Genomic DNA, 13,501 nt, shown 5'->3' with positions numbered 1-13,501 from the left:
CCATTATTTTGAATAAATGATCAATTTGACTTTATTTCATAAATGTAGTGTTTATTTTTTTACTTAACATTTTTATAACAATATATTATTTTTTATAAAAGTCTTATAATCAATCGTATTAATAATAATTTGATGTGTTTTTGTAGTGTATTAAATTATGCTTTGATGTGTTTTTGTAATGAATTTTTATTGTTGATAGTAAAAATTTAACTTTATTATTGCATCAAATTACTAATTAATTAACCAAAATTTTTAGAAAAATGAAATTAACAAAATTACTTATTTTTTGTATTTCGTCTCTACTGTTTTCAGTTATCGTAATGGCTCAAGATGTTACGGTAACGGGGACAATTAATGATGAAAGTGGAATGCCCGTCCCTGGGGCAACAATTTTAATTAAAGGCACAAGTAAGGCAACAGCTTCAGACTTTGATGGTAAATTTCAAATCGCTGTTCCTTCAAACGGAACTTTAAGTATCAGTTTTGTTGGATACGTTACTGTTCAGGAAGCTGTAAACGGAAGAACAAAACTAGATATCAAATTGAGACCAGAATCTCAAAGTTTAAATGAGGTTGTAGTAGTAGGATATGGTACTCAAAAAAGAAGTGTAGTAACAGGTGCTATTTCCAGCGTTAAAGCAAAGGATTTAGAAAACCTTCCTATAACAAGAGTTGAGCAAGCTTTACAAGGTAGAGTTTCGGGTGTATCTATTGCTTCAAATGCAGGACAACCGGGATCTGCTTCTACAATACGTGTTCGTGGTTTTACAACTCTGAATAATAATGATCCTTTATGGGTTGTTGATGGTGTAGTAGTAGACAATGGAGGTATAGGGTATCTGAACCAATCTGATATCGAGTCTATTGAGGTATTAAAAGATGGTGCTTCTGGTGCTATTTACGGTTCTCGTGCTGCTGCCGGGGTAATTCTGGTAACTACCAAAAAAGGAAAAGCCGGAAAAATCAATGTAAATTATAATGGTTTTGCAGGAACTTCGGCTCCGGCTAAAAAATTAGATTTGCTTAATGGCTCTCAGTATGCAATGATTATGAACGAATCTGCTGTAAACGCCGGACAAGCCCCAAAATACACACCTGCTCAGGTTGCAGGATTTGGACAAGGAACAGATTGGCAAGATGTTATTTTTGATAAACATGCTCAACGTACTTCTCAGGAATTAAGCCTTAGTGGTGGTAATGATGTGTCTACTTTTTATATGTCTTTTGGTTTAATCGACCAAGAAGGTATTGTGACACCACAAATATCCAATTACAACAGAAAAAATATCCGATTAAACTCTACTCATAAAATTGGAAATTATATCAAAGTTGGACAAACTTTAGGATATTCTCACGAAAAAACTATTGGTATTGGTAATACAAATAATGAATTTGGAGGACCATTGGCTTCAGCCATCAACTTAGATCCGTTGACTCCGGTTATTGAAACTAATCCTGCTGTATACAATACATTTCCTGCTAATGCTCTTAAAGATGCAAATGGGAACTATTATGGTATTTCTACTAATGTTATTCAGGAAAATACAAATCCTCTTGCTTATGCACAAACAAGATTAGGCAATAATGATTTCGCTGATAATTTTGTTGGAAACATCTATGTTGAAGCAGAAGTTTTAAAAGGTTTAAAATTTAAATCAGTAGCTGGTGGAAAATTAGCATTTTACGGATCTGATAACTTTACTCCGGTTTCTTACCTGAATAATGCGACTGTAAAAAACACCAATGAGCTTTTTAGATCATACAAAAGATCTTTTAGCTGGAACTGGGAGAACACATTAAATTATGACAAAAAAATAGGAGAACACCATTTCAATGTTTTATTAGGAGTGGGTACTTATGTAGATAATATTACTTCTGGTAACGACATTACGTACAGAGGAATTCCTGCTACAAATCATAAAGATGCTTCTTTTAATGTTGATATTCCAATCAAAGACAAAATTGCAAATGCTTATAATGGGCAAGCTGTAGAACACAGAGTACAATCATTGTTCTCAAGATTAAACTATGACTACAAAGAAAAATACATTGTGTCAGGTATTATTCGTCGTGACGGTTCTACCAGATTTGGACCAACGCACAAATACGGAACTTTCCCTTCTGCTTCGTTAGGTTGGGTACCATCAAAAGAAGAGTTCTGGAAAGATAACAATGTGATCAATACATTAAAAATTAGAGGAGGTTACGGTGTAACAGGTAATGACTCATCACCGGATTTCTTATACTTGTCTACTATCGGAATCCAAAGAAACTACACTATTGGTGCTGATGGATTGCCAATTCCTGGACAAAGTCCAAATGCGATTCCAAATCCTGACTTAAAATGGGAAGAAACAAAACAAGCTAATATTGGTTTTGAAACGACTTTGTTTCATGACTTTAATTTAAGTGTGGATTTTTTCAACAAAAAAACATCTGGTATTATTATGAAAGTGCCAATTCCCGGATTTGTTGGAGTTACAGGAGATACTTATGCCAACTTAGCTGATATGCAAAACAAAGGTTTTGATATTGAATTGGGCTACCGTAAAAAAATAGGAGCATTGAACCTTTCTGTAAATGGTAACTTCTCTTATATCCAAAACGAAGTTACTTACATCGACAAAGGAGTTGATTTTGTAGTAGGTACTGAAAAAGTGCAGTCTACCACTTATGAAATCAACAGAACTCAGGTAGGTCACGCTTACAACTCGTTCTACGGGTTTAAAACAGCTGGTATTTTTCAGAATCAGGCAGAAATTGATGCTTACAAAAGTTCTACAGGTGCGATAATTCAGCCTAATGCTAAACCAGGAGATTTCCGTTGGGAAGACCTTAATGGCGATGGTAAAATCACGGCAGATGACAGAACTTTCTTAGGAAGCTCATTGCCTAAATTTACTTACGGTTTAACATTGAACTTAGATTACCGCGGATTTGACTTATTAGTTTTTGGTCAGGGAGCAGGCGGAAATAAAATTTATCAGGGATTAAGAAGATTAGATGTTTTGAATGCTAATTACCAAACAGAAGTTTTAGGGCGCTGGACAGGAGAAGGAACTTCAAATACCTATCCTAGAGTTACTAATGCTGATACTAATAATAACTTTAATAATCCATCAACTTTCCACTTACAAAATGGTGATTTCTTCAGATTTAAAACGATTCAGTTTGGATATTCTTTTCCAAAAGAATGGATAGAAAGCATTTCATTACAAAAAGTGAGACTTTATGTAACAGGTGAAAACTTGTTTACAATTACAAAATATACTGGTTTTGATCCTGAAATTGGAGGAGCGACTACTGCAGGTGTAAACAATGTGCAAGGTGTAGATAGAGGTTTCTATCCTCAGGCTAAGACATACATGTTGGGAGTTAATTTACAATTTTAATTTAAAAATAAAATATTATGAAACTTATAAGTTTTAAACATTCATTAATAGCATTAGGGGCAATATTGTCACTTGCGTCGTGTGATAACGATGAAAAGCTGGAGGTAAAAGGAGATGGAGTTGTCTTGGAAAAGGATTTTTATAAAACTGAAAAAGACGCTTATTCCGGATTAATAGCGGCTTATGATAAATTAGGGAAATATGCCGGAGCTATGGAAAACGCCCCATTGTTATTATTAAATTCTGCATCTGATGATTTTTATGCAGGAGGAGGAAACAATGCAGATCAGCCAGGACTTCAGGTTATGAACAACTATACAGTAAGCCCTACGAATATTCCGCCGGCAGTATGGTCCAACTATTTTCAGGGAGTTGCAAGATGTAATATCATGGTTGTAAAATTGCCTGAAATTGATATGGATGCTGCTAAAAAAGCGCGTTTCCTGGCAGAGGTTAAAGCATTAAGAGCTTATTACTATTTTGATTTAGTGAGAATGTTTGGAAACGTACCGTTAAAATTAACTCCATATACAAGAGAGGAAATTGCAATAACAGTACAAGCGACTCCGGCAATGGTGTATGCACAAATCGAAAAAGATTTGACTGAAGCAATTGCAGATTTGCCAATTACTTTAGCTCCTGACGAGTTAGGCCGTTTTACAAAAGGTGCTGCAACGGCACTTTTAGGAAAGGCTTATTTATATGATAACAAAAAACCGGAAGCTGCTGCAGAATTTGCTAAGGTAAATGGTACACCGGGATCAACGAGTAGTTTTGGATACAAATTGTTGGATAAGTTTGCTGATTTATGGAATCATAAAAATAAATTCAATACAGAATCAATCTTCGAAATTAGTTATTCTAGCGAAGGAAATACTAAATGGGACAATTTTGAAAGAGGTGATGACGAAGGAAACCTTGTAAGCCAGTTAAGCGGAATGCGTAACTTCAAAAGAACACCGGCAGGTATAGCGGCAGGTATTCCTGATTATATCAACGGATGGGGATTTATGGTGATCACAGCTGATTTGGGTAATACTTTAAAAGGAGATCCGCGTTTTGCATCTACAATTTTTGATGCAGCTGCGCAACAAGCAGCTGGTAACATGACCTATGATCCAAGTTACCAGGAAACAGGATATCATTTTATAAAATATTCACCGGTTAATAGTGATATAGGAACTTCTGAAGGAGCATTGAACTTTGGAGTGAATACTTACATCATTCGTTTAGCAGATACCTATCTAATGGAAGCTGAAGCTCTGGGAGGAACAGGAGCAAGAGCTCAGGCACTTTTAGATGCTGTTAGAAATAGAGTTGGTTTGCCATCTGTACCAGTTTCTATTCCGGCTATTCTGGCTGAAAGAAGATTAGAACTTGCAGGAGAAGGACACCGTTGGTACGACTTAGTAAGAACTGGTGAAGCAGCGTCTAAACTTGCATTTAAAGGATTTACGGCGAACAAAAATGAACTTTGGCCAATACCATACAGTGAATTCAATAACACTAAAATGGTTCAGAATAAAGGTTATAATTAATCTGTACAATAAAATTCAGCATTTGTATTCAAAAAAGACTGAGGCGAAAATCTCTGTCTTTCTAAAAAACAGAAATGCAAAAATAAGTTTAAGTTAAGTTAAGTTTGGTTGCCAGATAGCCCATGTTCACTTAGGATAATGGGCTATTTTTTAAATCAATTATTTGCAAAAAAAAGTTTTAATTATTAAAACAGATACAATGAAAAAAAACGGCCTTATTATTACTTGTTTGTGTTTTTCTCTAGCTGTTTTTGCACAGCAGAAAAATCAGAAACCACAACAAGTATTTACAACAACGAATAAAAAAATCACGGTGTACACCACTGCTGATCATACAAAATTAAGGTTAACCCCTACAGATAATTTATCCTTTGCAGCATCAAAACAACCGGTAGAAACTGAGATTTCAGTTTTTGTTGAGCCATCAAAAAGATTCCAGACCTTTATGGGAATTGGAGGAGCTGTTACTGATGCAAGTGCCGAAATTTTTGCTAAACTATCAAAAGAAAAACAAACAGAATTTTTAAATGCTTATTACGACACTCAAAAAGGAATTGGCTACACATTATTAAGAACTACAATTCAAAGTTCAGATTTTAGTAGTGCGAGTTATTCTTATATTGAAGAAGGCGATAAGGATTTAAAAACTTTCTCGATTGAACATGATAGGCAATATCGCATTCCGCTTATAAAGCAAGCCATCAAAACAGCCGGAGGAAAATTAGTTACTTATGCAACGCCATGGTCACCAAATGCTTTTATGAAAAGCAATAAAAATGTACTCAAAGGAGGAACGCTGCTTCCTGAGTTTTATCAGGCTTGGGCAAATATGTATGTCAAATTTATTAAAGCTTACGAAAAAGAAGGAATTCCAATGTGGGGAACTTCAGTACAAAATGAGCCAATGGCAACACAAACCTGGGAATCTTGTTTGTATACTGCAGAAGAAGAAAGAGATTTTCTTAAAAACTACTTAGGGCCAACGCTTAAAAAAGAAGGTTTAGAAAGAATAAAAATTATTGCCTGGGATCACAATCGTGATTTAATGGTACAAAGGGCAAATGTTATTTTCTCAGATCCTGAAGCTGCAAAATATGTTTGGGGAATAGGATTTCATTGGTACGAAACCTGGACAGGTGCACAACCATTGTTCGAAAATGTGGCAAGAGTTCACGAAGCATATCCGGATAAAAAACTAATGTTTACAGAAGGCTGTGTAGAGAAATTTGATGCCGCCAGATATCAGTTTTGGCCAAATGCCGAAAGATACGGAACTTCAATGATCAATGATTTTAATAACGGAACTGTTGGATGGACAGACTGGAACATTCTTTTAGACCAATATGGAGGTCCAAATCACGTTGGTAATTTCTGTTTTGCCCCAATACATGCAGACACAACAACCGGAGAATTAATATATACTCCGTCTTATTATTATATCGGACATTTTTCAAAATTCATTCGGCCAAATGCTGTTCGTGTAAGCACAGCAGTAAGCAGAAGCTATTTGCAAAGTACTTCATTCTTAAATACTGACGGAACAATGTCAACTGTTGTCATGAATCATACAGACAACGAGATTACTTATAATTTAATAGTAGCTACTCAAAAAACAGTAGTAAAAATACCGGCACACGCAATACAGACTTTAGTTTATTAATATTTTGTTTAGTAGTTAGGGGCTATTTATTTAGCCCTTATTTTTTTTAATAGTATCTAAAAATATAATGAAATCAACCTATAAAATTTTAGTAATTCCAATTTTAATTCTGCTGTTAAGTGGTTATTCATCAAAAGCTGTAGCTCAATCCGGCGGTGCTAAAGCCAAATCGAATGCAAAAATTAATGTTTACACTACTGCTGAAAATACGCCTTTAAGATTGTCATTATCAAATGACCTGATCTCAACTACACAACAAACAAAATCAACGGTTTCTATTATTGTAGATCCGGCAAAAACACACCAGACTTTTCTGGGAATAGGCGGCGCAATTACAGACGCAAGTGCTGAAGTCTTTGCCAAACTATCGCCAAAAAACCAACAGGAATTTCTCACCGCTTATTACGACAAAAATAAAGGGATTGGCTACTCTTTAGCCAGAACCAACATTCATAGTTGCGATTTCAGCAGCGAAAGTTATACTTATGTCCAGGAAGGAGACAAAGAACTGAAAACTTTCAATATTGATCATGATAGAAAATATAGAATCCCATTAATCAAAAAAGCAATAGAAACTGCCGGCGGGAAATTAACTTTATTTGTTAGTCCATGGAGTCCCCCAGCTTTTATGAAAGACAATAATGATATTTTGCACGGCGGCGTTTTATTGCCTGAATTTGCACAGTCATGGGCAAATTATTATGCGAAATTTATAAAAGCATATGAAAAAGAAGGAATTCCGGTTTGGGGTTTAACCATTCAGAATGAGCCAATGGCGACTCAACGATGGGAATCCTGTATTTATACCCCTGAAGCTGAAAGAGATTTTCTAAAAAACTTTCTTGGGCCAACCTTAGAAAAAGAAAATTTAGGTTCTAAAAAAATAATTATCTGGGACCACAATCGCGGAGATATGCTTGTAAAAAGAGCTAATCTTGTTTTCTCAGATCCCGAAGTATCAAAATATGCCTGGGGAATTGGATTTCACTGGTACGAAACCTGGAACGGCGGTACACCAAAATTCGAATCTGTAGCAGAAGTTCATAAAGCCTTTCCCGACAAAAATCTAATTTTTACCGAAGGCTGTATCGAAAAATTCGATGCTGCCAAGTTTCAGTTTTGGGGAAATGCAGAACGCTATGGACTTAACATGATCAGTGATTTTAACAACGGAACCGTTGCCTGGACAGATTGGAACATTCTTTTAGATCAAAACGGAGGTCCAAATCATGTGGGTAATTTTTGTTTTGCCCCAATTCATGGCGATACGGCAAAAGACGAGTTGATCTACACGCCAATGTATTATTATATAGGACATTTATCAAAATTTATCAGACCAAATGCAAAACGTATCGAGGCAACTCTGAGCGATAAAAGCCTGCTAAGTACCTCGTTTAGAAATACAAACGGAAAAATTGTTACGGTTGTAATGAATTCATCTGATAAAGAGATAGTGTACAGCATTACAAAAGGCGCTCTAAAAACGACTATCAGAATACCGGCGCATGCTATGCAGACTTTAGAATATTAGAGTTTTGATTATGGAATAGCAGATCAGAAAAAAGGATTTTCTCTTGAAATACAAATTTAAGTTTAAAAAATTAGGATGAAAAAATTAATTATCACATTACAATTATTGCTTTCAATTACTGCCTTTGGTCAGGGATTTTTGCACAGGGACGGACAAAAAATTGTAGATGGCAACGGACAAAATATAATACTAAGAGGACTCGGAATTGGCGGCTGGATGGTGCAGGAAGGATATATGATGCAGACACAGCCTTTTGCAAGTCCACAATATGTGATCAAACAGAAGATCGAAGAAGTTATTGGAGAACAGGGAACAAAGGAATTCTATGCCGCTTATAAAGCAAACGGACTCACAAAACGTGATGTCGATTCGCTTGCTGTGTGGGGTTTCAATTCTATCCGTTTGCCAATGCATTATAACTTGTATACGCCATCTGTTCAGGAAGAAAAGAATGGCGAAATTACCTGGATCGAAGAAGGTTTTACGATGACAGATAACCTATTGAAATGGTGTGCTGAGAATAAAATCTACCTGATTTTAGATTTGCATGCTGCTCCGGGCGGACAAGGAAATGATGCTGCAATTTCTGACTATGATACCACAAAACCATCGCTTTGGGAAAGTGAAGCCAACCAGAAAAAAATGATTGCCTTATGGAAAAAACTGGCTTCACGCTATAGAGATAATCCATGGATGGGAGCCTACGATATCATCAATGAACCGAACTGGAATTTTACAGGAACCAATAAAAATGGTTGTGATGAAAATTCAAACGGACCTTTGAGAGAATTAATGGTTCAGGTAACCAAAGCGATTCGTGAAGTAGATACCAACCATTTGATTTTTATCGAAGGAAACTGTTGGGGAAATAATTACAACGGAATCTTTCCTTTATGGGATGAAAATATGGCATTGAGTTTTCATAAATACTGGAATTACAATACCAAAGAATCGATTCAGAAAATGCTGGATTACAGAGAACAATACAACGTACCGATCTGGTTGGGAGAAAGTGGTGAAAACTCAAATGTCTGGTTCAAAGATGCCTTGACATTAGTAGAAAGCAATAATATTGGATGGGCATTCTGGCCAATGAAAAAGATAGAAAATATTGCCGGTGTAACGTCAGTGACTAAAATTCCGGAATATGATGTTTTATTAAAATATTGGAAAGATGGCGGACAAAAACCATCTGCTGATTTTGCGAAAAAAACATTGATGAAAATGGCGGATAATTATAAAATGGAAAACATAACCGTAAAACCGGATGTAATTGATGCCATGTTCAGACAAGTACAAACTAACGATACCAAACCGTATAAAAGACATTTGATTCCGGGAAAAATTGCCGCAACTCAATATGATTTAGGAACAAATGGTTATGCTTATCTCGATAACGATTTTATCAATTACAGAGTAGAAACAGGAAAATTTGAGGAGTGGAACAAAGGAAATACCATGAGAAATGATGGTGTTGATATTTTGCCGTGCAAAGATGCCGGATCAAATGGTTACCAGGTTTCGTTTATCGAAGATGGAGAATGGCTGCAGTTTACAACCCAGGTTGCCAAACAAAATGCATACAAAGTAGCCATTCGTTACTCAAGTGAAAATTCAGAAGGAAAACTTTATCTGGAAACTGAAAACGGAAAAAAATCAGAGACGATTATACTTCCTGTAACCGGAGGAAATGAAAAATGGAAAAGCGTTGTTTTATCTGGCGTTGAATTGAATGCAGGAACAAACAAAATCAAAGTAGTATTTGAAAAAGGAGGTTTTAATCTTAATTATTTAGAGTTTTCAGAGGTTAAAAAAACAAAATCAAAAAAATAAAGAGTTTCTAAAAAAACTAACACGTAAACACAAAAATTATAAATTAATCAGGAACACGAATTTTACGGATTTTAACAAATTTTAATCACACAAAGTAATTAGTGCCAATTGGTGAAATTCGTATTTATATTGTACTTGTGACGACACGGTAATACTAAAAGCAAATTTTTATGATATATCTAATATTAATTTTGGGAGAATATATAATTAACATTCTTTTTTTTCATTAAGGCTAGTGAAATGGTAGCTTTACCGGATTAAAATTTTAAACATGAAAAAGAGAAATTCATTTTTTTTAGTCGTGATGCTGCTTTTTGTCAATGCAGCATTTTATGGTCAGAATTTAAAAATTATGTCCTACAACATTCGTTTGGACGTTGCCTCAGATGGAGAAAATGCCTGGCCAAACAGAAAAGATTATTTTGCATCGCAAATTCAATTTTACAGTCCGGATATTTTTGGAGTTCAGGAAGCCACTCCCAATCAGGTTACGGACATCGCTTTGGCTCTGCCCAATTATAATAAATTTGGGATAGGCAGAGAGGAAGAAGGAAAAGGAGAAGCTTGTACTATTTATTATAAAAAAGACCGTTTTCAGGTAGAACAATCCAACACGTTTTGGTTGTCAGAAACGCCCAATGTCGTTTCGAGAGGCTGGGATGCAGCCTGCAATAGAATTTGTACTTATGGATTGTTTAAAGATTTGAAAACAAAAAAAACATTTTGGGTTTTTAATCTTCACCTGGATCACATGGGAGAAGTAGCAAGAGTAAAAGGAGTAGAAGTAGTTCTTTCGAAAATTGCCGCAATAAACACTAAAAAATATCCTGTTTTTTTAATGGGAGATTTTAATTCAGAACCGGATACAAAACAAATTGTAGCCATCAAAAAAGTAATGGATGATAGCAGGGACGTTTCCAAAGAAAAACCTTTTGGTCCATCAGGAACGTTCAATGATTTTAAACATAACGAACCTGTAACCTTATTATTAGATTATATATTTATTTCTAAAAATAGCGGGCTTACAGTACAAAAACATGCAGTTTTAAGTGATTCTAAAGATTTAAGATATCCATCAGATCACTTACCAGTTTATATCGAAATTAATTAAATACGAATGAAGAAATTAACCACATTTACCTTGTTGATGGTATCCTTTTTTGCCGTCGCCCAAGAAGAAACAATAGACCAGAAAGTAAATGCTCTATTGAAGAAAATGACCATTGAAGAAAAAATTGGTCAGCTCAATCAGTATACAGGAGATAATTCTGCAACGGGGCCCATTACCATTAATCCAAACAAGCAAGCCGAAATAAAAGCGGGAATTGTAGGTTCGATGTTAAATGTTGTTGGAACAAAATACACCAGACAATATCAGGAACTGGCGATGCAATCCCGTCTTAAAATCCCATTACTGTTTGGCCAGGACGTTATTCACGGTTACAAAACCACCTTTCCAATTCCGTTAGCCGAGGCTGCAAGTTGGGATTTAACAGCAATTGAACTGGCGGCCAGAGTAGCTGCTACAGAAGCTGCCGCAAGCGGTATTCACTGGACATTTGCACCAATGGTAGATATTGGCCGTGACCCGCGTTGGGGAAGAGTGATGGAAGGTGCCGGAGAAGATACGTATCTGGGATCTAAAATTGCTTATGCCAGAGTAAAAGGTTTTCAGGGAAATAAACTTGGAGATTTAAACTCAGTTATGGCCTGCGTAAAACACTTTGCAGCTTATGGTGCGGCCGTTGGAGGAAGAGATTATAACTCTGTAGACATGAGCGAAAGAATGTTGTGGGAAACCTACTTACCGCCATTCAAAGCAGCATTAGATGCCGGAGCAGCAACTTTTATGAATTCATTTAATGACCTAAACGGAATTCCGGCAACAGGAAATGCACATTTGCAACGTGATATTTTAAAAGGAAAATGGAACTTTCAGGGATTTGTAGTTTCAGATTGGGGTTCGATAGGCGAAATGGTAGCACACGGTTACTCAAAAGATCTTAAAGCCGCTGCACTTTCTGCCATTACCGCAGGAAGTGATATGGACATGGAAAGTAATGCCTACAGATATCATTTAGCTGAATTGGTTAAAGAAGGAAAAGTTCCGGTGGATTTGATTGATGATGCCGTGAAACGTATTTTACGCAAGAAATTCGAATTGGGTTTATTTGATGATCCTTACCGATATTCAGATCAGAAGAGAGCTGATAAAGCGTTGAACAATCCTGAAAACAGAAAAGCAGCTCTTGATGTAGCACAAAAAAGTATTGTTTTATTAAAGAATGAAAATGAAACTTTGCCGCTTTCTAAGAACTTGAAAACAATTGCTTTTATCGGGCCAATGGTAAAAGAATACAAAGCCAATATGGGATTTTGGTCTGTAGAATTACCGGATGTTGATTATAATAAATGGGTCGTTTCGCAATGGGACGGTTTACAAAATAAAGTAGGTAAAAACACTAAGTTACTTTACGCAAAAGGTTGTGAAGTGGATGGAGACAACAAAGATGGTTTTGCAGAAGCAGTTGCGACAGCCAAACAAGCTGACGTTGTTATTTTGAGTATTGGTGAAAGCCGCGATATGAGCGGTGAGGCAAAAAGCCGAAGCAACCTTCATTTGCCGGGCGTTCAGGAAGATTTAGTAAAAGCAATTCAGGCTACAGGAAAACCGGTTGTAGTTTTGGTAAATGCAGGAAGACCGTTAATCTTCAACTGGACGGCTGATAATGTTCCGGCAATTGTATATACGTGGTGGTTAGGAACAGAAGCAGGAAATGCAATCGCAAATGTTTTATTTGGAGATTATAATCCTTCAGGAAAACTGCCAATGACTTTCCCGAGAGAAATTGGGCAAATTCCAATTTATTACGATCATTACAGTACCGGAAGACCAGCAAAAACGGAAACAGAAACCAATTATGTTTCAGCCTATATTGATTTGAAAAACTCTCCTAAATTTCCTTTTGGATACGGATTGAGCTATACTAAATTCAATTATTCAGATTTGAAATTGTCTTCGACAAAAATGAAGAATAACGAAACAATCAAAGTTTCTTTTCAATTATCGAATGTTGGTAAAGTAGCCGGAGAAGAAGTAGTGCAATTGTATCTAAAAGATAAATTTGGTTCTGTGGTAAGACCGGTTTTAGAATTAAGAGATTTCCAAAAAGTAAAATTAAATGCGGGAGAATCTAAAACAATCGAATTTACAATCGACAAAGAGAAACTTTCTTTCTACAATGATAAATTAGAATTTATTGCAGAAGCAGGAGATTTTGAAGTAATGATTGGAGCTTCATCGGCAGATATCAAATTAAAATCTGATTTTGAATTGCTTTAATATTTTTTAAACACATAGAAACATAGATTATAGACGTCAAATAGAAATGTAAAAAAGAAACGCATTTCCTTCACACAGCGAGCTATGAGTATTGCAATTAAGTGAAATGCCTTTTTTTTAAGAATGCAAATCTATGTTTGTATGTGTTAGAAATTAATCGCAACAGTATTTTATAATAAAAAAACGGGGCTAAAATTTAGCCCC

At 35.7% G+C, this 13,501-nt stretch carries 7 protein-coding genes; all 7 read left to right on the top strand.

The window, feature by feature from the left end; genetic code table 11:
- The first annotated feature begins 260 nt into the window (after positions 1-260).
- Entirely contained in the window at positions 261-3,392 is a 3,132-nt protein-coding gene (locus tag B0A67_RS06615; protein ID WP_072954550.1) for a SusC/RagA family TonB-linked outer membrane protein, read from the top strand.
- Between the two features lie 17 nt (positions 3,393-3,409).
- Positions 3,410-4,930, top strand: coding sequence for a RagB/SusD family nutrient uptake outer membrane protein (locus B0A67_RS06610; RefSeq protein WP_072954547.1), 1,521 nt, complete (start codon positions 3,410-3,412; stop codon positions 4,928-4,930).
- 199 nt (positions 4,931-5,129) lie between these two features.
- Positions 5,130-6,590 (top strand): glycoside hydrolase family 30 protein, encoded by a 1,461-nt coding sequence (locus tag B0A67_RS06605; RefSeq protein ID WP_072954545.1) that lies wholly within the window; start codon positions 5,130-5,132, stop codon positions 6,588-6,590.
- Positions 6,591-6,657: 67 nt separating this feature from the next.
- Positions 6,658-8,121: a glycoside hydrolase family 30 protein gene (locus B0A67_RS06600; protein ID WP_072954542.1), complete on the top strand. Its 1,464-nt coding sequence runs from the start codon at positions 6,658-6,660 to the stop codon at positions 8,119-8,121.
- A 75-nt stretch (positions 8,122-8,196) separates the two neighbouring features.
- Positions 8,197-9,954: a cellulase family glycosylhydrolase gene (locus B0A67_RS06595; protein ID WP_072954539.1), complete on the top strand. Its 1,758-nt coding sequence runs from the start codon at positions 8,197-8,199 to the stop codon at positions 9,952-9,954.
- Positions 9,955-10,225: 271 nt separating this feature from the next.
- Positions 10,226-11,065: an endonuclease/exonuclease/phosphatase family protein gene (locus B0A67_RS06590; protein ID WP_072954535.1), complete on the top strand. Its 840-nt coding sequence runs from the start codon at positions 10,226-10,228 to the stop codon at positions 11,063-11,065.
- A gap of 6 nt (positions 11,066-11,071) precedes the next feature.
- Positions 11,072-13,297 (top strand): beta-glucosidase BglX, encoded by a 2,226-nt coding sequence (gene bglX / locus B0A67_RS06585; RefSeq protein WP_072954532.1) that lies wholly within the window; start codon positions 11,072-11,074, stop codon positions 13,295-13,297.
- The last annotated feature ends 204 nt before the right edge of the window (positions 13,298-13,501 follow it).

Source organism: Flavobacterium aquidurense (assembly GCF_002217195.1).
In the GTDB taxonomy this organism is placed as follows: Bacteria; Bacteroidota; Bacteroidia; order Flavobacteriales; family Flavobacteriaceae; genus Flavobacterium; species Flavobacterium frigidimaris.
Note: the sequence above shows the minus strand (reverse complement) of the source record. Positions and strands in the feature narration are given on the sequence as shown.

Bases quoted from the DNA above. Each gene is read 5' to 3' on its own strand.
- B0A67_RS06615 (WP_072954550.1), top strand. From the start codon at position 261: ATGAAATTAACAAAATTACTTATTTTTTGTATTTCGTCTCTACTGTTT.
- B0A67_RS06610 (WP_072954547.1), top strand. From the start codon at position 3,410: ATGAAACTTATAAGTTTTAAACATTCATTAATAGCATTAGGGGCAATA.
- B0A67_RS06605 (WP_072954545.1), top strand. From the start codon at position 5,130: ATGAAAAAAAACGGCCTTATTATTACTTGTTTGTGTTTTTCTCTAGCT.
- B0A67_RS06600 (WP_072954542.1), top strand. From the start codon at position 6,658: ATGAAATCAACCTATAAAATTTTAGTAATTCCAATTTTAATTCTGCTG.
- B0A67_RS06595 (WP_072954539.1), top strand. From the start codon at position 8,197: ATGAAAAAATTAATTATCACATTACAATTATTGCTTTCAATTACTGCC.
- B0A67_RS06590 (WP_072954535.1), top strand. From the start codon at position 10,226: ATGAAAAAGAGAAATTCATTTTTTTTAGTCGTGATGCTGCTTTTTGTC.
- bglX (WP_072954532.1), top strand. From the start codon at position 11,072: ATGAAGAAATTAACCACATTTACCTTGTTGATGGTATCCTTTTTTGCC.